Here is a 24,071-nt window from a genome sequence, read left to right as displayed (position 1 = left end):
CCGTTCAGAGCGCTGATTGTATGCGCTCGACGGCGTTTGCACAGGCACATTTGATATCCAAATGATGGCATCCTGACGAACAACCCATCCGCCCGCGCTATTGCCCGGAAAGGAAGTTCACCAGCTGCCGCCCATGGGAGCTCAGCGCCTCCCAGCCACGGAAGCAGATGCGCAGTTCCAGGGTCGCCCAGCGCTCCTCCAGTGCCACCCGGCGCACCGCCAGTTCCTGCTCGGCGCGCACCGCGGCGGTCTCGGGCAACATGGCGATGCCGGCGTGCTGGGCCACCAGCTGGGCGATGGCTTCGAAGCTGGGGGCGCGTACCCGCACCTTCAGCGGCATGGCCAGATTCATCGCAAGCTCCTCGACGAAACGCTGCATGGCGCGCTCGGCCGGCAGACAGACGAAGGGAAAACCCAGGGCGTCCGCCAGGCGCAGCTGGCCACGCCCGGCCAACGGGTGATCGAGCGGCACCAGCAGCACCAGCCGCTCGGTGCGAAACGGCAGCGACACCAGGCCATCATTGACCAGGTTGCCGTCGTACACGCCGATCTCGCACTCACCGGCCAGCACCACCCGCAGCACATCGATGCTCTTGTGCTCGACCAGTTGCAGGTCCACCTCCGGGTAGTCGGCCAGGAACGGCCCGAGCACCGCCGGCAGCAAGGTGCTGTTGGTCACCGTGGAGGCCGCCAGGTGCAGGGTAATGCGCCGCTGGCCGGCCAGCTCGCCGAGGGTGTCATGCAGCTTCTGCGCCTCGCCCAGCACGCCGCGTGCCGACTCCAGCACCAGGCGCCCGGCGGGGGTCAGCTGCATGCCGTCGGCCTTGCGCAGGAACAGGGTCAAGCCACAGCGCGCCTCGAACAGGCGCAGCCGGGTGCTGGCGGCCGACACCGCTACCGGAAAGGTCGCCGCCGCCTTGCTCAGGCTGCCGGTCGCGGCGATGGCCGCGAGCAGGCGCAGGTCCGCGAGATCGAAATGCATCGAGGCTTCTCCAAATCAGAACGCCATGTTCGAGAAAAAGCGATTCTAGCCTGCCTGCGTTCTGCGCAGAATAAGCCACGCCCCCTTGCCGTCACGGACCTGTCATGACCCGCCTGCCCGCCCCGCTCCACCGCGCCCTCGCCAACGGCAGCCTGTATGCCGTGCTCGCGGCCCTGGGCTTCAGCTTCAAGGCCATCTTCGTCAAGCTCGCCTATGCCGCCGGCCCCGTGGACGCCATCAGCCTGCTGGCGCTGCGCATGGCCTTGTCGCTGCCGCTGTTCGCCTGGCTGGTGTGGGCCAGCCGCGGCCAGGGCAGCGCGCCGCTGAGTGCCGGCGATGGCCTGCGGGTGGCCCTGCTCGGCCTGTTCGGCTACTACCTGGCCAGCCTGTTCGACTTCTATGGATTGCAATTCATCAGCGCCGGCCTCGAGCGCTTGATCCTGTTCACCTACCCGACCCTGGTGCTGGTGATCCAGGCCGTCGTCCAACGCGAACGCCCCACCTTGCGCACGCTGGCGGCCATGGGCCTGTGCTACCTGGGGCTGGGCATCGCCTTCGTGCATGACATCGGCAGCGCGGGCGGCGGCAACCAGGTGCTGGTCGGCTCGTTGTGGGTATTCGCCAGCGCGGTGACCTATGCCCTGTACTACTCCGGTACCGGGATGATGCTCAAGCGCATGAACTCGATGCGCCTGGCCGGCCTGTGCGGCAGCGCCTCGTCGCTGATGGTGCTGGCCCACTACCTGCTGGTGGCGGATGTCGCGCCGTTGCTGCAGCTGCCGAGCGCGGTGTGGCTCAACGCGGCGCTGATGGCGTTGTTCTCCACGGTGCTGCCGATCTACTGGGTGGCCCTGGCGATCCAGCGCATGGGCCCCACGCACACGGCGGCGGTGGGCAACCTGGGGCCGGTGCTGACCATGCTGGCGTCTTGGCTGATCCTCAGCGAGGCGGTCTCGCTGTACCAGGTGGCCGGACTGGTGCTGGTGCTGTTCGGGGTGTCGCGGCTTAAACCTGCGAAGAAGCCCGCGCCCCAGCCCGCAGCCCCTGCACGGACCATGTAGGAGCGGCCTTGTGCCGCGAAAGGGCTGCATGGCAGCCCCGGCGATTGATGCATCAACGCTGAAACCCCGGGGCCGCTTCGCGCCCCTTTCGCGGCACAAGGCCGCTCCTACACAGAGCATGTCGCGCTTGTGACTATTGGCGAATCCATGGCATAGAAAGCAGTCCACCTGCATAGCGCCATACTGGAGATTCCCCATGAGCAAGCCCTACGTTCCGCCCAAGGTCTGGACCTTCGAGGCGCCCTCCGGCGGCCAGTTCGCCAGCATCAACCGTCCGGTGGCCGGGCCCACCCACGACAAGCCGCTGCCCACCGGCAAGCACCCGCTGCAGCTGTACTCCCTGGCCACGCCCAATGGCGTCAAGGTCACCATCCTCCTGGAAGAACTGCTGGCCCTCGGCCACGGCGGCGCCGAATACGACGCCTGGCTGATCCGCATCGGCGAGGGCGACCAGTTCGCCAGCAGCTTCGTGCAGGTCAATCCCAACTCGAAGATCCCCGCCCTGCTCGACCGCGGCGTCGAACCGCCGGTGCGGGTGTTCGAGTCCGGTTCGATCCTGCTGTACCTCGCGGAAAAGTTCGGCGCCTTCCTGCCCAAGGACATCGCCACGCGCACCGAAACCCTCAACTGGCTGTTCTGGCAGATGGGCTCGGCGCCTTACCTGGGCGGAGGTTTCGGCCACTTCTACGTCTACGCGCCAGAAAAGTTCGAGTACGCCATCAACCGCTTCACCATGGAAGCCAAGCGCCAGCTCGACGTCCTCGACCGCCGCCTGGGCGAAAGTGCCTACCTGGGCGGCCCCGAGTACAGCATCGCCGACATCGCCGTGTGGCCCTGGTATGGCCAGCTGGTGCGTGGCAACCTGTACGGCGCGGCGGAGTTCCTCGCGGTGCACGAATACCCGAACGTACAGCGCTGGGCCGAAACCATCGCCCAGCGCCCGGCCGTGCAACGCGGCACCCGGGTCAATCGGACCTGGGGCGAGGAAGCCAGCCAGGTGGCGGAACGCCATTCGGCGGCGGACCTTGCCTGATATCGAACGGGGTCGATTGCCGGCCCTGCTCCCAGGGCGATATCAATTTAATGGCATCGCATCCTAAAGTTCCCTGCAACGCGGCCGTCATCCTGCTCAGATTTCACACCTGTGCAAGGAAGTCCCACGTTGAACACACTGCTGCGAGCCGCCACCCTGGCGGCTCTGCTGTCCATGACCGGTTGCATTTCCTATAACGTCACCGGCCCCGTCGGCACCCCGCCACACCCTGCCTCGGTCACCAGCCCACGCACCGCGCAGATTGCCGACGTGGTGGTGTCCGCCCCCGGCATCGACGAAGCCACGCGCACCACCATCAGCCGCTCGCTGACCAGCCAGCTTGGCCAGTACGTGGAAAAAGGCGGCTACTTCAAGGCCATCAGCGAGTACCCCACTCGCCTCGACGAGCAGGACGTGCTGCTGAAGTTCGACATGACCTCCCTCAAGGGCCGTCGCGCCCCGCACCCGGGCTACTTCCCCGGCGCCCTGCTGACGCTGACGCTGTGGATCTGGGTCAATGGCCCGATCTATGTCGACAGTTTCGATGTCGCCGGCGACCTGGTCATCGTCGACCGCAACGGCAGCGAGCTGGCCAGGGCCAAGGACCAGGTCAAGCTAGAGCGCAATGTCGGCCTGTATGGCCGCGAATACTGGGCACCGACCATGGGTTCGAAACAGCTCAACCAGCTGGTGACCGAGCTGATGGATACCGCCACCGTGCAACTGGCCAAACGTTGAAAGAAGGGATCGCCCCATGAACGACTTCAAACACCTGCTGCTGCTCGGCGCACTGCTGCTCGGCGGCTGCGTCTCCTACTCCACCGGCGACCTGCCCCCGGTCGGCACCTGGCCACCCAAGGCCAGCGTCGAGGCGGTCAAGCCCAATGCCTACCTGCGCAACACGTCGCTCTTCAAGGCCAACAACAACCCGGCTACCGCCGCCGCCGGCGCCCAGGCGCTGATGTGGGAAAAGACCCTCACCGAGACTTACCAGGAGTCCGGACGCTTCACCCAGGTGACCACGCAGAAAGGCACGGCCGACCTGTACGCCGAATCGACCCTGACCAACCATGAGCAGTTCGTCGTGGCCTCGGCGTTCATCACCGGCTTCACCTTCTTCATCGTGCCGTCGACCGCCAAGAACACCTTCACCCTGGAGACCGTGTTCAAGGACAAGGACGGCAAGGAAATCGGCCGTGTCAGCAAGAGCGAGTCGGTGCGCACCTGGATGCAGCTGGTATTGATCGTCGGCCTGCCGTTCCAGGCCGATACCCGCGACGTGGTCCGCGAACTGGCCCGCAGCACCCTGGACGAAGCGGTACAGCGCAAGTTGCTGTAATCAGCAAAGCCAATCGATAACCGTGGAGCGGCGGTTCGCCGCTCCCCCGTTATTCAGCCCTGTCCCGCAAGCGCCTGAATGCCGCGCTGCAACGAAGCATTTCGCCACTGCATGCCTGCGCCCATCGGGACCTTCTTGCTACACTCGCGCCATGATTTTTCCACCTGCACAACTGTGGTGACAGCATGATCGAGGTAACCGAGGTTTCCATTGCCGAGCTGCGCGACGCGCTCGAGTCCGGCCGCACGACCGCCGTCGAACTGGTCAAGGCCTACCTGGCGCGCATCGACGCCTACGATGGCAAGGACACCGCCACCGCACTCAATGCCGTGGTCGTGCGCAACCCTGACGCGCTCAAGGAGGCCGAAGCCTCCGACGCCCGCCGCGCCCGTGGCGAAACCCTCGGCCCGCTGGACGGCATTCCCTACACCGCCAAGGACAGCTACCTGGTCAAAGGCCTGACCGCCGCCTCCGGCAGCCCGGCGTTCAAGGACCTGGTCGCCCAGCGTGACGCCTTCACCGTCGAGCGCCTGCGCGCCGGCGGCGCCATCTGCCTGGGCAAGACCAACATGCCGCCCATGGCCAACGGCGGTATGCAGCGCGGCGTCTACGGCCGCGCCGAGAGCCCGTACAACGCCGCCTACCTGACCGCGCCCTTCGCCTCCGGCTCGTCCAACGGCGCCGGCACCGCCACCGCCGCCAGCTACAGCGCCTTCGGCCTGGCCGAGGAAACCTGGTCCAGTGGCCGTGGCCCGGCCTCGAACAACGGCCTGTGCGCCTACACCCCGTCGCGCGGGGTGATCTCGGTGCGCGGCAACTGGCCGCTGACGCCGACCATGGACGTGGTCGTGCCCTACGCCCGGACCATGGCCGACCTGCTGGAAATCCTCGACGTGGTGGTGGCCGACGACGCCGACAGCCGCGGCGACCTGTGGCGCCTGCAGTCCTGGGTGCCGGTCCCGGCCGCCTCCAGCGTGCGCCCGCAGTCGTATCTGGACCTCGCCGTGGGCGCCGAGTCGCTCAAGGGCAAGCGCTTCGCCGTGCCACGCATGTACATCAACGCCGACAGCGAAGCCGGTACCTCGCAGAAGCCCGGCATCGGCGGCCCGACCGGCCAGCGCATCAACACCCGCGCCAGCGTGATCGAACTGTGGCAGCAGGCCCGCCAGGCACTGGAAGCGGCCGGCGCCGAAGTGGTCGAGACCGACTTCCCGCTGGTGTCCAACTGCGAGGGCGACCGCCCGGGCGCGCCGACCGTGTTCACCCGCGGCATCGTCAGCAAGGAATTCCTCCATGACGAACTGTGGGAGCTGTCCGGCTGGGCCTTCGACGACTTCCTGCGCGCCAACGACGATCCCAAGCTCAACCGCCTGGCCGATGTCGACGGCCCGCGGATCTTCCCCCACGACCCGGGCACCCTGCCCAACCGTGAGGACGACCTGGCCGCCGGCATGGACGAATACGTCAACATGGCCAAGCGCGGCCTGAAGACCTGGGACCAGATCGCCACCGTGCCCGATGGCCTGCGCGGCCTGGAAGCCACCCGCAAGCTCGACCTGGAAGACTGGATGGACGCCCAGGGCCTGGACGCGGTGCTGTTCCCCACCGTGGCCGACGTCGGCCCGGCGGACGCCGACGTGAACCCCGCATCGGCGGACATCGCCTGGAGCAACGGTATCTGGGTGGCCAACGGCAACCTGGCGATCCGTCACCTGGGTGTGCCGACCGTGACCGTGCCGATGGGCGTGATGGCCGATATCGGCATGCCGGTGGGGCTGACCTTCGCCGGCAAGGCGTACAGTGACAACAATCTGTTGAAATTCGCTGCCGCCTTCGAGTCGACCGGCTCGCGCCGCATGATCCCGCCGCGCACGCCCAAGCTGGCCTGATCGCTAGACATCGCGGGGCAATCTCCGCTCCCAAACGCACAATTGCGTGGGAGCGGGCTTGCCCCGCGATGCTTTCTACCTCAGTGGAATTTTTCAACAAGGCATGCAAAAATCAACTAACTGTTGATAATGCGATGCCACCATGACGCCTTCCCAAGAACGCCAACTCACCCTGACAGTCCTCCAGGCCACCCTGCAGGCCCTGGGCAGTGTCGTCCCACGCAACGTCGAAATCCTTCTGCATAACCTCGAGCACCCGGAGCGCTCGGTGGTGGCGATCGTCAACGGCCATCTCTCCGGCCGCCGCGTCGGCAGCCCGATTCTCGCCGCACCCGAGCAGGACCAGGGCTTCAAGGCGCTGATGCAGGCCTCGGCCGACCAACAGGGCTCTGCGCCAGTGGTGCTGCCCGACTACCCCACCACCCTCAAGGGTCGCAGCCTGCGCAGCGCCACGGCGATCTTCCGTGATCGCGATGGCCAACCCTTCGCCAGCCTGTGCGTGAACACCGACGTCACCGGCCTGGACGCGGCCATGGCCTTTCTCCAGCACTTCCAGCCACTGGGCGCCACACCGGCGGTGGTCGACGAGGCGGCCGACATGACCGCGCTGATGGCCGGGATCATCCAGGATGCGCTGCAACGCAGCGGCCAGGGGCGTATGAACAAACAGGCCAAGGTCGAGGCCGTGCGCATCATGCAGGAGCGCGGCCTGTTCATCGTCAAGGGTGGCGTGGAGAAAGCCGCCGAGGCCCTCGGCGTGACCCGCTATACCGTCTACAACTACCTGGAGCAGCTGCGCGGCGAACCCGCCACGGCTGCCCGCGACTGAACCCCGGAGCCCATCATGCCGCTGCACATTCCTACCCCACTGATCGAATCCCGCCCGCTGTCCCTGAGCGCCGGCCGCCCGGTGTGGCTCAAGCTCGAAGCCCTGCAACCGTGCGGCTCGTTCAAGCTGCGCGGCGTCGGCCATGCCTGCGAGGTCCACCATGCCCGCGGTGCCCGGCATTTCGTCTCGTCGTCCGGCGGCAACGCCGGCCTGGCGGTGGCCTATGCCGGGCGCAAACTCGGTGTGCCGGTGACCGTGGTGGTGCCCGAGACCACCACCGAGCGGGCCAGGGAACTGCTACGCCTGGAAGACGCCAGCGTGGTCGTGCGCGGCAGTTCCTGGCAGGAAGCCAATGAGCACGCCCAGACCCTGGTCGGCGCGGACGACGCCTTCATCCACCCGTTCGACGATCCGCTGCTGTGGACCGGCCACGCCAGCATGATCGACGAAGTCGCCGCAGCAGGTTTCAAGCCCGACGCGGTGGTGCTTTCGGTTGGCGGCGGCGGCCTGCTCTGCGGGGTGGTCGAGGGCTTGCAGCGCAACGGCTGGCACGACGTACCGGTACTGGCGGTGGAGACCGACGGCGCGGCGTCGCTGCACGCCGCCATGGCCGCCGGGCATACCGTGGAACTGCCGCGCATCGCCTCGGTGGCCACTTCGCTGGGCGCCAAGCGGGTCGCCGAGCAGGCGCTGGCCTGCACCCGCCAGCAGCCGGTGCTCAGCCACCTGGTCAGTGACCGCGAAGCCCTCGACGCCTGCGAGCGGCTGCTGCGCGACCATCGCCTGCTGGTGGAGCCGGCCTGCGGCGCCGCGTTGGCCCTGCTCGAACACCCCGAGGCCATGGCGGCCTACGGCAATGTGCTGGTGATCGTCTGCGGCGGCGCCACCGCCACGCTGGAGCAGATCCGCGCCTGGCGAGCGACCTGCTGATTCGACACAGACCCGTTCTGCTGGAACAAAACCTAATTTTTGATCCAGGGCAAGCCCGCTCTCATGGAACAAAACATAATTCTTTGATTTGACTGGGTAGCGTGGGAGCGGGCTTGCCCCGCGATGCGGTGTATGGCACCGGCTTCGCCGGTGTTCGCGGGGCAAGCCCGCTCCCACGCTGGAACTCTGTTTCCTGCGCGACAGCGCAGCCCGTAAGGGCTGTGTAATCTCCTATGGAACAACACGCAACCCATTGATTTAGCTTGGCCTTGTGGGAGCGGGTTTATCGAACCGCCGCACCGCCGCGAAGCATCCAGCGCGGTGTATGGCACCGGCTGCGCCGGTGTTCGCGGGTGAACCCGCTCCCACAGGGATAACAGTTCCCTGCGCGACAGCGTAGCCCGAAGGGCTGGGTGATCTGCGCACAGGAATCCGTGCTGCTATCGGCGAGCACGCCACCGCTATATACTTTTGAACATATCGATTCAGAAGTACATGTTTGCCATGCCCAGTATCCGTGACCGCAACCTGCAACTGATCCTTGCTGCCGCCAGCGAAGAGTTCGCCTACCACGGCTTCGCCGCCGCCCGGGTCGATGACATCGCCGCCCGCGCCGGCCTGCCCCGGGCCAATGTGTTCTATTACTTTCGCAACAAGCGCCTGCTTTACGCAGCCGTGCTCGACCTGGTGATGGAGCCGCTGCTACGCGCCGCGCGCAGCCTGGTGCCGGACGCTCACCCCGAGCAGGCCCTGCCCCGCTACTTCAAGGCCAAGGCCGAAGTGGCGCGGCGTCATCCCGGTGCCGTGCGGGTATGGCTCAAGGAAATGCTGCATGGCGCCCGGCAACTGCCAGGCGAGCGCGCCGAGCTGCTGCAGCAGAGTGCCCGGCAGACCCTGGCCTGCCTGGCACAGTGGATGGACCGCGGGCTGATCGTGCGGACCGCGCCGGAGCATCTGCTGCTGTTCCTCTGGTCCACGTCGCTGGCGACCTTTCGCTTCGGCATGGCCCCCGGCAGCTCGGGGCAGATCAAGCCAACCCACGCATCCACCCAGGCCCAGGCCGACCTGCTGCTGCGCAGCCTGCGCCCGGAACCATGGCCATTGGGCAGGATCGCCTGATCGCTATATCAATAAAAATATAACGACTATCTTACCTGCAAAGCATTGAATGATCGCTCTCTTCCCGCGCTCATCGGATTCTCGCTGCGCCCGGGAACAGCCGATTACGATAGTCACATTCGTTTGTTCAACTTGCTGTTGCCCCAGCAGGAAAAGGCTGTCGGTCGGCCATCGCGGCACGGACCGGTCCGGCACCAGGGACGGCACAGCCACGGGCCTGATGGCGCTTCGCCAACGAAGTGCGCGCGCAACTCGGACGAAATGCGCCTCGCGCCCTTTCGTAGCGCGGCAAGTGAAGGCACAATGCGTGTCCTTTTTTTGGCCGGCCTGGCCGGGGGCCTTTAAATGATCAAGACGCCGTACTACCTCATCGATAAACAGAAACTGCTGGGCAACATGGAAAAGATTGCCTACGTGCGCCAGCAGTCCGGGGCCAAGGCCCTGCTCGCCCTCAAGTGCTTCGCCACCTGGTCGGTATTCGACCTGATGCAGCAGTACATGGACGGCACCACCTCGTCCTCGCTGTACGAGCTCAAGCTCGGCCGCCAGAAGTTCGCCGGCGAAACCCACGCCTACAGCGTGGCCTGGGCCGACGATGAAGTCGAAGAGATGCTCGAGAACTGCGACAAGATCATCTTCAACTCCATCGGCCAGCTCGAGCGCTTCGCCGAGCAGTCCGAGGGCAAGGTGCGCGGCCTGCGCGTCAACCCGCAGGTGAGCAGCTCCGACTACCTGCTGGCCGACCCGGCACGCCCGTTCAGCCGCCTCGGTGAGTGGGACCCTGAGAAGATCGAGAAGGTGATCGAGAAGATCTCCGGTTTCATGTTCCACAACAACTGCGAGAACGGCGACTTCGGCCTGTTCGACAAGATGCTCACGCACATCGAGGAGCGCTTCGGCCACCTGCTGCACAAGGTCGAGTGGGTCAGCCTCGGTGGCGGCATCCATTTCACCGGCGAAGACTACGCGGTGGACGCGTTCTGCGCGCGCCTGAAAGCCTTCTCGCAACAGTACGGCGTGCAGGTCTACCTGGAGCCGGGCGAAGCGGCCATCACCAACAGCGCCTCGCTGGAAGTGACCGTGCTCGACACCCTGTACAACGGCAAGCACCTGGCCGTGGTCGACAGCTCGATCGAGGCACACCTGCTCGACCTGCTGATCTACCGCCTCAACGCCAAGATGGCGCCCAACGACGGCGCGCATACCTACATGGTCTGCGGCAAGTCGTGCCTGGCCGGCGATATCTTCGGCGAGTATCAGTTCGACAAACCGCTGCAGATCGGTGACCGCCTGTCGTTCGTTGACACCGCCGGTTACACCATGGTCAAGAAAAACTGGTTCAACGGTCTGAAAATGCCGTCCATCGCGGTCAAGCAGCTCGACGGCAGCGTCGAGGTGGTGCGCGAGTTCGGGTTCGACGACTACGTTTCGAGCCTGTCGTAAGACAGGCTTTCATGAAGGAGAGAAGCTGAATTGAAGAAGAACGTTCTTATCATTGGTGCAGGAGGTGTCGCCAAGGTGGTGGCCCACAAGTGCGCACAGCATAACGACGAACTGGGTCGTATTGCGATTGCGTCACGGAACATCTCCAAATGCCAGGCCATCATCGACAGCGTCAAGGCCAAGGGTAGCCTCAAGGTACCCGCCGACATCCAGGCCTTCTCGCTCAACGCCCTCGATGTCGAGGCGACCAAGGCACTGATCCGCGAGACCGAATCGCAGATCGTGATCAACGTTGGTTCCGCCTTCCTCAACATGTCGGTGCTGCGCGCCTGCATCGATACCGGTGTCGCTTATCTTGACACCGCGATTCACGAAGAACCGGGCAAGATCTGCGAAACCCCGCCCTGGTATGGCAACTACGAGTGGAAACACCTCGAGGAATGCCAGCAGAAGAACATTACCGCCATTCTTGGTGTCGGCTTCGACCCGGGTGTGGTGAACAGCTACGCGAAACTCGCGCAGCAGCAGTATTTCGACCGCATTGATTCGATCGACATCCTCGACGTCAATGCCGGTTCCCACGGCAAGTACTTCGCCACCAACTTCGACCCGGAAATCAACTTCCGCGAGTTCACCGGGCAGGTGTGGAGCTGGCAGAACAGCCAGTGGACCAGCAACACCATGTTCGAAGTCAAGCGTACCGACGACCTGCCGGTGGTGGGTTCGCAGAACCTGTACCTGACCGGCCACGACGAGGTGCACTCGATCTCGAAGAACCTCAACGTGCCAAACGTACGTTTCTGGATGAGCTTCGGCGAGCACTACATCAACGTGTTCACCGTGCTGAAGAACCTCGGCCTGCTCAGCGAGCAACCGGTCAAGACCGCCGAAGGCCTGGAAGTGGTGCCGCTGAAAGTGGTCAAGGCCGTGCTGCCGGATCCGGCCTCGCTGGCCCCGGGCTACACCGGCAAGACCTGTATCGGTGACCTGGTCAAGGGCACCAAGGATGGCCAGCCGCGCGAAGTGTTCATCTACAACGTGGCTGATCACGAAGAAGCCTACGCCGAGACTGACAGCCAGGGCATCTCCTACACCGCCGGCGTGCCGCCGGTGGCCGCCGCGCTGCTGGTCGCCCGTGGCGAGTGGGACGCCGGGCGCATGGTCAACGTCGAGGAGCTGCCGGCCGAGCCGTTCCTCAAGGCGCTGGACGTGATGGGCCTGCCGACCCGCGTCAAGGATGAAAAAGGCGATCGTCCGTGGGACGCTGAAGCCTAAGCTGCACGACGAAGGGGCGCCAGATGGCGCCCCTTCTGTTTTTACGGCACCGCGCGCTGCACGGTCCCGACAATGATGCCCTGCTCGCGCAATTGATACAGCAGGTGCAACCCCTGCTGCAGATGCTGATCGCCCAGCGCGCGCAAACGCTCGCGGCCGGTGCCGGGCAGGCCCATCAGCAGCTGCCAGGCCAGCGGCGCCAGGCGGGCGAAACGTACCTGCAGGTCGGCGTCGCGGTAGACCAGCAACAGGGTAGGCTGCTCCGGCGCTTCGCTCGGCTGGTGGTCCGGGCCGATGCGTTCCACCGGCCAACGGTAGGCCAGTACCCGCGCCACACACGACAGCAGCGGCTCGCCTTCGAGCAAGTCGCCGCCCGGATCGTGCGGCGGATCCTCGGCATCGCTCAGGTACAGCTGCGCCTCGATCCATTCATGGTGCGCCAGTTCCAGCTGCCAGGGCGTATCGGGCTCGATACCCTGCAGGTAGTCGAGGAATGCCTCGGCGACTTCGGTGAACAGTGGTGTCTGGCTGCGGTAATGGGCGTAGAAATCACGCACCCGCGCATGCCAGCGCTGATCGCCCAGGGTCCGGCACAGCACCGGGAAGCTACCGGCCAGCAGTCCTTCGATGGCGCCGTAGAACAGCTCGCGATAGACCTTCAGGCGCCGTGCCTCGATGCCGGGCGGCGGCGGGTTGGCGGCCGGGTCGCGCAGGTGGCGCGCCAGGGTGAACTGCTGGGTGCGCAGGGTCTCAGTCATGGCCTGGCGCTCCGTGGGCACGTTGCAGGCTGCGGATCCGCGCCGTTTCAGCCAGCAGTTCGGCCAGCGGCGGGTAATTGAAGTCGCGCTCGAGCACGGTGGGCTGCGTCCCGAAGCGTCGGCAGGCGTCGGCGAACAACGCCCAGACATCCTCCTTGACCGGCGCGCCGTGGGTATCGACTTTCAGGTCCGGTGCCTCGTCGTAATGACCGGCCACATGCATGCTCACTACCCGCTCGCGAGGCAGGCCGGCGAGGAAGGCCCGTGCGTCGTAGCGGTGGTTGCAGGCATTGACGAAGACATTGTTCACATCCAGCAGCAGGTCGCAGTCGGCCTCGTCAAGCACGGCGCGGACGAAGTCCAGTTCGGGCATCGCCTGGTACGGCGCGGCGTAATAGCTGATGTTCTCCACGGCGATGCGCCGGCCAAGTACGTCCTGGACCTGGCGGATGCGTGCGGACACATGGTGGACGGCCTCTTCGGTGAAGGGAATCGGCATCAGGTCGTAGAGATGGCCGTCGTCGCTGCAATAGCTCAGGTGCTCGCTGTACATCCGCACCTGGTGGCGGTCGAGGAACTGTCGGGTGCGCTCGAGGAACCTGCGGTCCAGCGGCGCGGTACCGCCCAGTGACAACGACAGGCCATGGCAGGCGATGGGAAAGCGTTCCGCCAGGCGCGCCAGGCCCTGGCCGAAGGCGCCGCCGACGCCGATCCAGTTTTCCGGGGCGCACTCGAGAAAGTCCACCGCTTCCGCCTCCATCGTCAGCAGGTCGGACAGCAGGCCACGGCGCAGGCCGAGGCCGGTGTGCAATTGGGGTTGGGGCATGATCGGAGGGCTCCGTGGGGCGTTGAACGGCATCGCGGGGCCAGCCCGCTCCCACAATGTCATGCGTGGGAGCGGGCTGGCCCCGCGACAGACTTCAGGACTTGCCGGTCAGGTGGCTGAACAGCCCATCAGGCATGGCCTTGCCGTTGGCCTTGTAGATCGCCGCCAGGTGATCGTGGGCCTCCTGCTCGGAGATGAAGCCGTCGTGATTGCGGTCGATCTTGTCAAAGTCAGCCGCGCGGTCCTTGGCCACGGCCAGGAACTCTTCGCGGGAGACCTTGCCGTCGTGGTTGCTGTCGGTGCGGGCGAACGAGGCGTCGCCACACTTGCCCTCACCGCACTTGCCCTCGGCTCCGGCCTTGGCGCTGGCGCCACACTTGCCTTCACCGCATTTGCCTTCGCTCTGCGTGGCCTTGCCGCCGGCACCGCACTTGCCCTCGCCGCACTTGCCTTCGCCCGGGGTCTTGGCGGCGGCCAGCTGGTAGCCCTGGGCCAGGGGTTCTACGGCAAAGGCACTGTTGCCCAGGACCATGCCGCCGAGCAGGGTGGCGCCGAGCAGGCCGAGGGTTTGACGGGTCGTTTTCATGGTGTCGCTCCACTGTGGTTGGAAAGTGGAGCCATTGAGCCGCAGCGGTGTGTCGCGGATGTATCGAGGCAGGCGATGTTTTGTATGCCAGTGGGTCGCGGCGAGGCACAGATACACAGAGATACACGAACGGCCCCCTGATCACGCAGAGGGCCGTGGCAGAGGTGTCAGTCCTCCAGCGGCTTGGGTGGTGCGGCAGGTTTGGCGGGCTTCGCAGGCTTGGCCTTGCTGTCCTTTGCCTTGGGCTCGGCGGGCGCGGCGGCGACGGGCTCGGGAGCGATGACTGCCTTCTCGCTGGCCGGCAGTTCGTCGACCGCCTTGAAGATCACCTGCGGGTCGAGCTTCGCGCCGCTGTCGTCGTCCTTGAGCATATGGCGCTCGCCGTCCCTGCCCACCAGGATCACCTTGGTGCCCTTGCTCGCGCCCAGCTTGAGCTCGCGGATCAGGGCCATGGTGGTCTGCTGCTCGAGGTTCTTGTCCTCACGCTTACCCATCATCTGGGCCACGCTGTACAACACCAGGCCACGCTCCTTGAATCCGGCCTGGGTGGCGGGATCTTTCAGCGCCTCTTCCAGGCCGCGCAGGGTCGGGTCGGCCGAACTCGGGGCAATGACCACCAGTGGCCTGGCCTTGCCCAGTTCCTTGGCCAGGGGCGCGTCGCTGTCGGCGGCATACAAGGGGCCTGCTACGGCGAGCAAGGTGGCGAGGGTCAGTAACCGGACGAGCATGGGCATCTCCTTATTCTCTCGATAAAACCAAAGACTGCGGATCAGGGAGAAAGATCCGACGCGGGAGCCTAAACCACCCGGATAGACCGGTGCTTGGGCTAAAGGTAACTTGCCATTACCGGATCCATCCTGACTGGCCGTTGCCTCCCGGAAACCGTCTACGGCTGAGCTGAGCATAGTTCAATGCCCGCGCCCGTGAGGCCCGTCAATGCAGCGGCACCTGCCAGCTAAGCGCGTTCCTGGCCAGCGCCTCGCGGGTCAGCGCCACCAGGGTGTCGTGCTCGCGCCGCAGGAACCGTGCATGCAGGCGGTCAATTGCCTCCTCCGGGGCATCCAGGGCCAGCAGGTCGTCCAGGGTGTCGTGGTCGGCCTGGGGAACCCGCAGGCGTTCGGCAAAGGTCGTTTCCAGGTATTGCCGCCAGAAACGCAGGCCCACCATCCACTCGCTGATCGCATTCTCGGTCTGCGCCGCCCGGATCCAGTTGCGCGCCCAGGCGAGGTCTGCCGGTTTGAGGTTGGCCACGCCGCGGTAGAGCATGTTGCTGAGCTCGACCGGCAGGTCCAGCTCGTCGCGCAGGTCGATCCGATAGGCCAGCGCCACCTCCAGTGACTCCACGCCCGCGGTGGGCATGAGTTCGGCGTGGGTCCAGGCCAGTTCGTCGAGTCGCTGCAGGCGCCAGAGCTGGCCGCCAAGATGCAGCAGGGCCGGTTCGCGCTGGCCCGGCAGTGTGCCCTGTTCGGCCTGCCAGACCTTCAGGCGTACCTCCAGGTCGCTGAAGCGGAACGTCGCGCTGTCTTCGCAGCGGGTCACCGCCGAATTGGCGAACAGTTCCTCGCGCAACGCCGGGCTCTCCTGCATCGCTTGCAGCATGCGCAACAGCCGGGCGCCCAGGTAGCGGGCGCCAAACTCGCTGTGAAAGTCAGCGGAGTCGGTAAGTTCGGCCAGCAGGTTGAAGAATTCCGCGGAATTCACCTCGCTCTCCAGCTGAACCCAGACCGCCGCCATGTCATCTCGCACGTCCCCGTCTACCAGGTCGAGCCAGCGCAACTGATAGGGCACCCGGGTTTGCGTAACAGGGTTCCACGTGTCCATCGCGTCCACACTCACGGCCAGTAGATTGCCGAACAGCCTTACCCTGCCCTCGCGCCACAGATGTGACTGGTGAAAGCCCTCGGGCAGCGCCTCGATACCGTTGTCGCTGAGGTCCAGAGTATGCAAGCGTGGGGCCTGCAGTGCGCCGTCGGGCAAGGCGGTCGCCTCGGTGCGGCTGAGCAACAAGGCATTCAGGCGCGGCATGCCACGGACGGAAAACGAACTGCGCAGCGGGTTGTGCGACAGGTTCAGGTAGATCAGCGCCCTGCAGTTGGCCAGGATCCGTTCTTGCTCGGCATCCAGGGTGATGCGGTTGCCGGACAGGTCGAGCACTTCAAGCTGCTCGTTGAGCGCTGACGGCAACTGCTGCAGCTTGCAGTGGGTAATCTCCAGTGTGCGCAAGTTGGGGAAGGCCCGCAGGAACGCGTCCGGGACCTCACGCAGCCGCATGGCCCTCAGCGCCAGGCTCGACACATGGGGAAAACTGACCTGGGCAGGTAGGCTCGGCAGTTGCCGCAGGCGGCTGCGGGTCTGGGTCAGCAGGTAGCCTCCGGTCGGCAGCGCACCATTGGCCTGCTCGGGAACCAGGAACCGCCAGCAGTCCATCAACCCGCGCCCCAGGTCGCGTCGCGCCTCCCATTCGCTCGTAGCGAACGCTTTGCGCTTCCAGGTGGTCAGTGTCTCCTGCAGCAGGGCATGCTGCTGTTCCAGTTCACCCAGCGTGGTATCGGCATCCCGGCCACTCTGCTGCAATTGTTCGAGCCATTGCTGGAGCTGGGTATCGCTGTACGCCGGATACAGATCGCGCAGTCTGGCCGTCAATGCGCGCGGCCGGTTGTTGCTGATGCCCAACCAGCGGCGCCAGCCGCTGAGTGGATAACCGAGGCGACCGTCCTCGAGCCGTTGCGGGGCCATGAACGAAACCGGTGCGCGATCCAGGCCCAGTACGCTCGCGACGGACTGACGTTGCTGCAACGCCTGCCGGGCCAGCGCCGCCTGCAGGGACTCGGCGAACGGCTCACCAATACCCATCGCCGCCCGCTGACCGGCGTCGTAACCCTGTGCCAGCACCGCGAACAGCTCACCCGGCTGGCCGATGGCCGCGCCGTCGTGGTCGGCAAGCTGGAAGACACCGGTGCGATGCACCAGTTGCAGCTCTCGCCCCGTGCCCGAGGTGCTGAGCAATGGCTCGCTGGCGGCGCCATCGTAAAGCCGCCAGGCCGGTGCGGTGGCCGCGCCAGGCATCTTTTCGAGCAGCGCCAGGACCACCCTGGCCAGATCGAGGTTCTGCGGGGTATCGAAGGTCAACGCCTCCAGCACCCTGGCCAGGCGAATGCGCCGAACCCGGGTGCTGGCCGCCAGGGCCATTGCCACTGGTACCCGGCGCTCATCGAGCAGCCGTTGCCGGTCGCTGTCGCTGGCCTCGCGCAGCAAGGTCTGCGCGGCCGGCCGATGCAGGCTGGCGAAGTCCCGTCGCAAAAGCTGGGTGGACTCGGTATCGACATTCTGCTCATCGTACAGCTGTCGAACCACGATCCGGCGGTCGTGCCACAGTTGCCCGGCCAACGCCTGGTCGCTCATCTCCCCGGCTCCCGGCAGGCCTTTGGCCTTTTCCAGCACCGCCAGGTCAACCACCTGGGCGCCTGCACGCAGTTGAGTTGTCACCTCCCGGATCCGCTCGGCCAGCTCCATGCGCGCCACCGTATCGGTCAACTCCGCCTGCGCTGCCCTGCCATACACGTGCAAACCTCGCAGTTGTCCGGCATCCATCCCATGGATCGCCATGGCCTGGTCTACCTGCGCATCGTCCAGGCGCTCGAACGCACCGCCCAACCGGCGAAACATCCTGTGTCGGTTATCCCACTCGCTCGGCGACTCGCTCCACAGCCGCCAGGCGCCAGCGTCGTTATGGCGCAGCAATGGCCCGTGGCCCTGGTGCGGGCACAACTGCCATTGCTCGTCACTCGCCCGCAGGCGCACCGGGTAGTAGTGCCCCTCCATGCGGATCCAGCGCTGGTTGCCCAACTGATAGACGCCCTGCTCGTCCACTTGCGCGGCGGCAGGCGGCGCGTCACTGCGAAAGGGCGTGAGGTCGCCGCTCCACAGTTTCTCGCTGCCATCCTCCAGCCGTGCCGGCAGCAGTTCGTCCACCAGGCTCCAGGCTCGACGCAGCACCACCACCCCGGCCACCGTCGCCCCAACCAGCGCGGTACTCTTGCCTACCGTCAACAGGTGATCCAGGGCGGCATTGGTGTCGCCTTCGCGCCAGTCCTCGACGGCCTGGAAGGTCTCCTTCAACAGATCCCAGGCCATCACCGCCAGCAACGCGATACCGACCTGGGGTATGAACAAACCGGCCAGGCCAAGCAAGGTCCAGCCTTCGGCCGCCAGGCGCTTGTCGTGCTCGGCCTGCAACGCCCGATCAAGCCGGGCCACGGGTGGCGCGATCATCGCGGCGTCGTCCTTGATCTGGGCGATACGGGCGCTGGCCAGATGCTCGAACAATGCGCCAGAGTAGGCGTGCATATGCTCGTCGAGGTCCCGGGTTGCCCAGTCGGCCAGATTACCCACACGCTGCTGGACACTTGAGAAGAACACCTGGCAGTCACGCCTGCGCACAAAGCGTGCGAAGAAGCGCCGGTATTCGACCTTGCGCAGGCGCTTGCCCAGCACTCGCCGGGCAAAGTCCTCCAGGTCGTCACGGGCACTCCAGGGGCCGTGGGGGTCGTCTGGGATGTACACCAGCACGCGCTTGCTGGTATCGCGCAACCAGCCCTTGTCGATCACATCCAGCACGACGATCTGCTGCAGCTCGCAACCGAATGCTTTCATCTGTTTGGCGATCACCGGGGCACCGGCAAGCGTGCCCGGTTTCCCATCGTGATAGAGGCCAATGATCAAGGCCAGTTCGGCATCATTCAGCACGCCTTCGACCCTGGCCTTGCAGGCATCGATCAGCAGGTTGGCCTGCTGTGATTGCCTGAGCAGCACCTTGACGTTCTGCCCGGCGACATCCGACCCCAGCACTTCGTCGAGATGGCGTTGATACTGTGCGCCCAGGTCGAGCGTCCGACACAAGCTGGCAAAGCCCTTGGCGTCCACGCCAGACAGGACCTGCCCCGCTTCGTCGACCACCGCACTGTGCCGCGGCTGTCCGTTGGCGCCAGCTTCTTGCGCCGTGAAGTTGCACAGGGCCGCTTCGAGCAAAGGGATCTCGTAGTCACTCGAACCCTGAAGTGGATAGCGGCCGGCAATCAGGCCAGGTTCGTTGGCAACGTGGAAATACTGTCGGCGAAAAGACAAGTCATCGACGGGCTGGACGACACCATGGCGGTCGCCCAGCGCTTGCTGCAACAGCGGCCTGGCAAACTGGTCGATAGCCTGGATCCGCGTCAGCGCCATGCTCAATCCCTGACGACAGCGCAGGCTGGTCTTGAGCGCCTCGCCCAGCACGGCGAACTGTGCCGGGTTCAGGCCACTCAGCCACGGCGGCAGGCGCCGGGCGATCAGTTGGTCCTGGTAGGCCTGCTCCATGGCCAGCGTATCAATGCTTCCTGCTGACCTTTTGACTGCGCTGTCCATGTCGTTGCTCCGGCTCGCAAAGGTATAGGAGCCTATCCAACGCATCGGCTTGCCTGGCGCTAGCTAATTACCACCTTCATGCATTCCAGTTTGCTCATGAAGCGCCCAGCGATATTGTCCTGGCCCGGCCCATGGCTTCGCGGGTCAACTGCAGCATCACCTCATGCTCCCGTTGCTGGTTGTCGATGTGCAGACGCGCGATCTCCTGTTCCCTGTCGCCCAGATCCATGAGCCGTTGCAGCTCTTCATGCATACCTGATGGCACCCTGAGCCTGCGGGCGTAGTTGGCCCGCAAGTAGTCCTGCCAGAATGGTTGCCTGGCCAGGTACTGGGCCAGGTTGTTCGCCGATTGCTCGGCGATGACCGCATGCGTGGCATTGTGCAGGTTCCAGGGAGTGAGGTTGGGAATGCCAAAATAGAGCATGTCATCCTGCTGGATCGGCAGGTCGAGCTTGCTGCGCAACGCAATGCGATAGGCCAGCGCGAACTCGATCGACTCGCTGCTCGCGCCCGCCCTGAGCGCATGCTCAGCCGCGAACTGATCCAGCACGTTCATCCGCCAGAGCTGCCCACCCAAGTGCAGCAGCGCCTGTTCCGGCTGACGTGCCAGTTCGCTGTGTCGCGCCCGCCACACCCGTACACGCAGTTCGAGGTCTGTGAAGCGAATCGTTGCGTTGTCCTGGCAATCAGTCACGGCTGCGTTGTCGAACAACTCCCGCTTGAGCACAGGGTCTCGGCTCATGAATTCGAACATGTCCAACAGGCGCACCGCGAAGTTCCTGGCCAATGGCGCCGACTTGAAGTTACCCGATGAAGTCAGCGCGGCCAGCGTATTGAAAAAGTCGGCAGAACCCTGCTCCGTTTCCAGTTGCGTCCACAGGGCAGACATCTCGTCACGCCTTTCGACCGGCACGACATCCAGCCAACGCAGGCGGTAAGGCACGCGACTGGCTTCCAGCCAATGCCATCGACTCAAAGACTCCGGCGCTGCGGCGAACAGGTTGCCACGCAGGTTCACCCTGCCCACCCGCCACAGATTCGACTGGTGAAAATCCTCAGGCAAGTCGTAAAGCGCGTTGTCCCTGAGGTCCAGTGTGTGCAGCTCCGGGCTGTCCATGACGCCGTAGGGAAAGGTGTCCAGCTGGCTGGCTTGAAGGTGCAAGGCATTGAGCCTGGGCATGCCGAAGACCGAAAAACTCCTGCCCAGTGGATTGAACGAGAGGTTGAGATACACCAGCGACTGGCAGCTGGCCAGGACCAGGGCTTGCCCCTCATCCAGGGCGATCTGGTTGCCCGACAGGTCGAGCACCTCCAGCTGCCCAGTGAGGGTTTCCGGCAGGGGCAGGCGCCTGAGCCGACAGTGGGTGATCTCCAGGCTGCGCAAATTGGGAAATGCCCGCAGAAAGTCATCCGGAATCGACTCCAGGCGCATGTCATGCAGCCCGAGAATCGAGATATGGGGGAAGCTGACGGACGACGGGATGCTCGGCAAGCGCTGCAGCCGACTGCGGACCTGGAACAACATGTAGCGTTGCGACTCCGCCAGGCCGCCTTCCAGTTCCGGTACCAACCAGCGCCAGCAGTCGATCAGACCCTTGCGAAAGGCACGCCGGGCCAACAGTTCGAATGTGGGAAATGCACCTCGAACCCACAGGTTCAGGTGGTTGTTCAGTACGTTGTATTGTTGCTCCAACGCGTCCAGGCGCGCCTGTGCGTCCTCTCCTTGAAGCCATCGCCCGATCTGCTCGTCGCTGAACGCCGGATAGAGGTCTCGCAGCCGTGCCTGAAGGGCCCGCGGCGGGCGCTGACCCATGGTCGCCCAGAATCTGCCACCGCTCAACGGATAGCCTACCCTGCCGTCACCAAGCGGCAACGGGGCCAGAAACGCACCGTTTGGCTGATCCGCGCCCAGCCAGGTCGCGATCAGGGGCCGCAGGCTGCCGGCATCCGCCGCCAGTCGTGCGCGCAATGCGGCCGCATGGGGTTCGTCAAGACCCAGCGAGGCCCACTGCTCATCACCGTAGGCTTTGCCCAGGATGTCGAACAGCTCGCCCTCGGTCGCCAAGGGCTCAGCGCCTGCCACACGACAGCTGAACACGCCATTGCGGTGGATCAGATCAAAAGGTGTTCCACGCCCCGCGATGCTCAGCAACGGCTGGTCGGCATCGCCATCGTAAAGCCGCCAGCCGGGCCTGGTCGCAGCCCCCGGCAAGCGCCCGAGCAGATTCAGGGCGACCCGTCCGAGGTCCAGTGTCTGCGGCGTATCGAATAGCAGCGCCTCATACACGCGCGCCATACGGATGCCCATGACCTGGCGCCTGGCCGACTGGGCCATGGACAACGGCACCCGCCGCGTATCCAGCAATGCAGCCTGGTCATCGGCACTGGCCGTACGCCAGACTTCATCTGCCGCCAGACGGTGCAGACTGGCGAAACTGCCGCGCAGGATCGAACTGGCTTCGGTATCGGGAAAATCCGAGTCATACCATTGCTGCAGCAGGACACGGCGCTGACGCCATACCACATCGGCCAGGGACTGACCGTCCTGCCCCTTTGCCCCAGGCAGACCGCGTGCGCGCCGAAGCAACGTGGCGTCGGTGACGGCCGCGCCACTGCGCAACTGCTGAGCCAGTTCCCCGATGCGGCTGGCCAGCAGGATGCGGCTGGCCGTATCGGTCGCTGCCGCATCCGGGCGCCGGCCATAGACATGCAAGGCCCGCAGGTGATCTTCCTGCAAATCGTGAATGGCCATGACCTGGTCGATCTGCTGTTCATCGAGCGAACTGAACGGCCTGCCCAGCCGGCGAAACATCATGTGCGCACCGCTCCACTCGGCCGGTTGCTCGTGCCAGAGCCGCCACGCCCCGGCATCATTGTGACGCAGCTGCGGGCGGTGTCCGCGATAAGGCAATAATCGCCAAGGCTCGCCAGCACGGTCCTGGCCGACCCGATACCAGTGCCCCTGCATCTCGATCCAGCGGCTCGCTCGATGCCGGTGGATACCCTGTTCGTCGATGACCGCGTCACTCGGCGGCCCTTCGCCGCGGTAGGGCTGCAGATCACCGTTCCACAGTTTTTCACTGCCATCGTCCAGCCGCGCCGAGACCAAGCGGTCCACTTTGCTCCAGCCGCGGCGAACCACGGTGACGGTTGCGGCAGTCGCAGCCAGCGTCACCACGCCCTTGCCAACGTTCAGCCAGTGCTCGAGGGCGGCATCACGCTCGTCGTTGCGCCAGTCGTCGATGGCTTGAAAGGACTCGCGCAGCAACTCGTAGACCATCAGCGCCGCCAGCGCCGCGCCAAGCAATGGCACGAACAATCCGGCCACGGTCAGCAACATCCAGCCTTCGGAGCGCAGGCGCCTGTCGTGTTCGGCCTGCACCTGACGGTCCAGTTGCGCCACGGGCGGGGCGATCATTGCGGCATCGTCCTTGATCTGTGCGATCCAGGCCTGCGCCAGATGCTCGAACAGCGGCAGCCGGTAGCCTGTGGTCTGCTCATCGAGATCGCGGGTCGCCCAGTCCGCCAGGTCACCCAAGCGCTCGCTGACCGCCGTAAAGACCCGGTGGCTGTCACGACGGCGCACGAAACGGCTGAAGAATCGACGGTAGTCATCCTTGCGCAGTCGCTGCCCCAGCACGCGACGCGCATACTCCTCAAGATCGTCACTGACGCTCCAGGCGCCCAGTGGGTCGCCCGGCACGTACACCAGCACTCGCTTGCTGGTATTGAAGACCCACCCCTCATCGATGACATCCAGCACAACGACACGCTGCACCGGGCAACCGAAGATCTTCAGTTGCCGGGCATGGACCGGCGCACCCTCCAGACTGCCAAGCTTGTCATCCCGGCACAGCCCGATCACCAATTGCAGCTCGGCCTCGCTCAGCCCTCCCTGCGCCTTGGCCTGCAAGGCGTCGGCAAGCATGCTGCTGCGCAGGAACTGCGCCAGCAGTGTCTTGACACTGTATGCGTCGGTGCCTGCAAGCAGAACCGAGTCCAGGTGATCCTGATACTGCTGCCCCATGTCTAGCGCTCGACACAGTCTGGCCAGGGTCAACGCGGACAGCCCCGGCTGACGAACGCCTTTGCCATCGACCACGGCATTGCGCCGAGGCTGTTGCCAACACTCGGATTCAGTGAAGTTGTAGAGCGCGGACTCCAGCACCGGCATATCGTAGTAGTCGCTGTCCGGAACGAGCACACGACCTGCCAGGTAGCTGACCGTGTTTGCCTCATAGACATACCAGCGCCGAAAGTACATAGCCGCGGGGTCAAGATTGCCGTGAGCTTGGAGCGCCTGTTGCAGCAATGGCTTGGTGAAGACATCGATATGCCTGATCCGGGCAAACGCGGCCGAAAGCTTTTGCTCGCAGTCCAGGAGCCTGCGCAGGGCATCACCGAGCAGCGTGAACTCGGACTCGCTCAACCGCGTGACCCAGGCTGGCAGCCGTTTGGCGATCATTTGGTCCTGGTAGGCCTGGGCCACGGCCAGGCTATCGACTGCAACCGATGGCTGCTGGTTACTGCTCTGCATGCTGACCTCCATAGTGCGTGGAGGCCCGAGGCTAGGCAAAGCGAGGCGCTAGCAATGATTA

Annotated in this window: 17 protein-coding genes; 10 read left to right on the top strand and 7 right to left on the bottom strand. The window is 65.0% G+C overall.

Annotated elements, in window-relative coordinates; genetic code table 11:
- Positions 1-97: 97 nt before the first annotated feature.
- A complete protein-coding gene (locus tag ACZ899_RS03875; protein ID WP_186714112.1) occupies positions 98-982 on the bottom strand; it encodes a LysR substrate-binding domain-containing protein in 885 nt (294 codons plus the stop codon).
- 104 nt (positions 983-1,086) lie between these two features.
- Between ACZ899_RS03875 and ACZ899_RS03870 the strand changes: the two genes are divergently transcribed.
- The 10 genes from ACZ899_RS03870 (at position 1,087) to ACZ899_RS03825 (ending at position 11,900) form a co-directional block, all read left to right on the top strand.
- Positions 1,087-2,043: a DMT family transporter gene (locus tag ACZ899_RS03870; protein WP_234562311.1), complete on the top strand. Its 957-nt coding sequence runs from the start codon at positions 1,087-1,089 to the stop codon at positions 2,041-2,043.
- Between the two features lie 196 nt (positions 2,044-2,239).
- Positions 2,240-3,076, top strand: coding sequence for a glutathione-dependent disulfide-bond oxidoreductase (gene yghU, locus ACZ899_RS03865; RefSeq protein WP_234562310.1), 837 nt, complete (start codon positions 2,240-2,242; stop codon positions 3,074-3,076).
- Between the two features lie 174 nt (positions 3,077-3,250).
- The gene (locus tag ACZ899_RS03860; protein ID WP_203652631.1) at positions 3,251-3,814 is read left to right on the top strand and encodes a hypothetical protein; all 564 of its coding nucleotides are present in this window, start codon (positions 3,251-3,253) and stop codon (positions 3,812-3,814) included.
- Positions 3,815-3,830: 16 nt separating this feature from the next.
- Positions 3,831-4,415 (top strand): hypothetical protein, encoded by a 585-nt coding sequence (locus ACZ899_RS03855; protein WP_234562309.1) that lies wholly within the window; start codon positions 3,831-3,833, stop codon positions 4,413-4,415.
- Positions 4,416-4,600: 185 nt separating this feature from the next.
- Positions 4,601-6,304 carry an amidase gene (locus ACZ899_RS03850; protein ID WP_234562308.1) on the top strand — a complete coding sequence of 568 codons (1,704 nt, stop codon included), beginning with the start codon at positions 4,601-4,603 and terminating at the stop codon, positions 6,302-6,304.
- 142 nt (positions 6,305-6,446) lie between these two features.
- On the top strand, positions 6,447-7,133 hold the full coding sequence (locus ACZ899_RS03845) for a helix-turn-helix transcriptional regulator (RefSeq protein ID WP_234562307.1): 687 nt from the start codon (positions 6,447-6,449) through the stop codon (positions 7,131-7,133).
- 15 nt (positions 7,134-7,148) lie between these two features.
- The gene (locus tag ACZ899_RS03840) at positions 7,149-8,063 is read left to right on the top strand and encodes a pyridoxal-phosphate dependent enzyme (protein ID WP_203652382.1); all 915 of its coding nucleotides are present in this window, start codon (positions 7,149-7,151) and stop codon (positions 8,061-8,063) included.
- Positions 8,064-8,567: 504 nt separating this feature from the next.
- On the top strand, positions 8,568-9,182 hold the full coding sequence (locus ACZ899_RS03835) for a TetR family transcriptional regulator C-terminal domain-containing protein (RefSeq protein ID WP_234563111.1): 615 nt from the start codon (positions 8,568-8,570) through the stop codon (positions 9,180-9,182).
- A gap of 345 nt (positions 9,183-9,527) precedes the next feature.
- On the top strand, positions 9,528-10,625 hold the full coding sequence (gene nspC, locus ACZ899_RS03830; protein ID WP_234563112.1) for a carboxynorspermidine decarboxylase: 1,098 nt from the start codon (positions 9,528-9,530) through the stop codon (positions 10,623-10,625).
- Between the two features lie 30 nt (positions 10,626-10,655).
- Positions 10,656-11,900, top strand: a complete 1,245-nt coding sequence (locus ACZ899_RS03825; RefSeq protein ID WP_028691662.1) for a saccharopine dehydrogenase family protein — start codon at positions 10,656-10,658, stop codon at positions 11,898-11,900.
- 41 nt (positions 11,901-11,941) lie between these two features.
- Here ACZ899_RS03825 and ACZ899_RS03820 read toward each other — a convergent pair whose 3' ends face one another.
- From ACZ899_RS03820 to ACZ899_RS03795, 6 genes are all read right to left on the bottom strand, one after another.
- Positions 11,942-12,658 carry an HvfC family RiPP maturation protein gene (locus ACZ899_RS03820; RefSeq protein ID WP_234563113.1) on the bottom strand — a complete coding sequence of 239 codons (717 nt, stop codon included), beginning with the start codon at positions 12,656-12,658 and terminating at the stop codon, positions 11,942-11,944.
- Positions 12,651-13,484: an HvfB family MNIO-type RiPP peptide maturase gene (locus tag ACZ899_RS03815; RefSeq protein WP_234563114.1), complete on the bottom strand. Its 834-nt coding sequence runs from the start codon at positions 13,482-13,484 to the stop codon at positions 12,651-12,653. The genes ACZ899_RS03820 and ACZ899_RS03815 overlap by 8 nt, the downstream gene beginning before the upstream one ends.
- Before the next feature lie 94 nt (positions 13,485-13,578).
- Positions 13,579-14,070, bottom strand: a complete 492-nt coding sequence (locus ACZ899_RS03810) for an HvfA family oxazolone/thioamide-modified RiPP metallophore (RefSeq protein WP_110733818.1) — start codon at positions 14,068-14,070, stop codon at positions 13,579-13,581.
- 167 nt (positions 14,071-14,237) lie between these two features.
- Entirely contained in the window at positions 14,238-14,798 is a 561-nt protein-coding gene (locus ACZ899_RS03805) for a DUF4174 domain-containing protein (protein ID WP_203652377.1), read from the bottom strand.
- Between the two features lie 205 nt (positions 14,799-15,003).
- Positions 15,004-19,473 carry an NEL-type E3 ubiquitin ligase domain-containing protein gene (locus ACZ899_RS03800; protein ID WP_234562835.1) on the bottom strand — a complete coding sequence of 1,490 codons (4,470 nt, stop codon included), beginning with the start codon at positions 19,471-19,473 and terminating at the stop codon, positions 15,004-15,006.
- A gap of 94 nt (positions 19,474-19,567) precedes the next feature.
- Positions 19,568-24,010, bottom strand: coding sequence for an NEL-type E3 ubiquitin ligase domain-containing protein (locus tag ACZ899_RS03795; protein ID WP_234562836.1), 4,443 nt, complete (start codon positions 24,008-24,010; stop codon positions 19,568-19,570).
- Between the last annotated feature and the right edge of the window lie 61 nt (positions 24,011-24,071).

Source organism: Pseudomonas sp. TE31087 (assembly GCF_057284075.1).
Note: the sequence above shows the minus strand (reverse complement) of the source record. Positions and strands in the feature narration are given on the sequence as shown.

Bases quoted from the DNA above. Each gene is read 5' to 3' on its own strand.
- nspC (WP_234563112.1), top strand. From the start codon at position 9,528: ATGATCAAGACGCCGTACTACCTCATCGATAAACAGAAACTGCTGGGC.
- ACZ899_RS03795 (WP_234562836.1), bottom strand. From the start codon at position 24,010: ATGCAGAGCAGTAACCAGCAGCCATCGGTTGCAGTCGATAGCCTGGCC.
- yghU (WP_234562310.1), top strand. From the start codon at position 2,240: ATGAGCAAGCCCTACGTTCCGCCCAAGGTCTGGACCTTCGAGGCGCCC.
- ACZ899_RS03855 (WP_234562309.1), top strand. From the start codon at position 3,831: ATGAACGACTTCAAACACCTGCTGCTGCTCGGCGCACTGCTGCTCGGC.
- ACZ899_RS03835 (WP_234563111.1), top strand. From the start codon at position 8,568: ATGCCCAGTATCCGTGACCGCAACCTGCAACTGATCCTTGCTGCCGCC.
- ACZ899_RS03820 (WP_234563113.1), bottom strand. From the start codon at position 12,658: ATGACTGAGACCCTGCGCACCCAGCAGTTCACCCTGGCGCGCCACCTG.
- ACZ899_RS03875 (WP_186714112.1), bottom strand. From the start codon at position 982: ATGCATTTCGATCTCGCGGACCTGCGCCTGCTCGCGGCCATCGCCGCG.
- ACZ899_RS03870 (WP_234562311.1), top strand. From the start codon at position 1,087: ATGACCCGCCTGCCCGCCCCGCTCCACCGCGCCCTCGCCAACGGCAGC.
- ACZ899_RS03800 (WP_234562835.1), bottom strand. From the start codon at position 19,473: ATGGACAGCGCAGTCAAAAGGTCAGCAGGAAGCATTGATACGCTGGCC.
- ACZ899_RS03845 (WP_234562307.1), top strand. From the start codon at position 6,447: ATGACGCCTTCCCAAGAACGCCAACTCACCCTGACAGTCCTCCAGGCC.
- ACZ899_RS03815 (WP_234563114.1), bottom strand. From the start codon at position 13,484: ATGCCCCAACCCCAATTGCACACCGGCCTCGGCCTGCGCCGTGGCCTG.
- ACZ899_RS03805 (WP_203652377.1), bottom strand. From the start codon at position 14,798: ATGCTCGTCCGGTTACTGACCCTCGCCACCTTGCTCGCCGTAGCAGGC.
- ACZ899_RS03840 (WP_203652382.1), top strand. From the start codon at position 7,149: ATGCCGCTGCACATTCCTACCCCACTGATCGAATCCCGCCCGCTGTCC.
- ACZ899_RS03850 (WP_234562308.1), top strand. From the start codon at position 4,601: ATGATCGAGGTAACCGAGGTTTCCATTGCCGAGCTGCGCGACGCGCTC.
- ACZ899_RS03860 (WP_203652631.1), top strand. From the start codon at position 3,251: ATGACCGGTTGCATTTCCTATAACGTCACCGGCCCCGTCGGCACCCCG.
- ACZ899_RS03810 (WP_110733818.1), bottom strand. From the start codon at position 14,070: ATGAAAACGACCCGTCAAACCCTCGGCCTGCTCGGCGCCACCCTGCTC.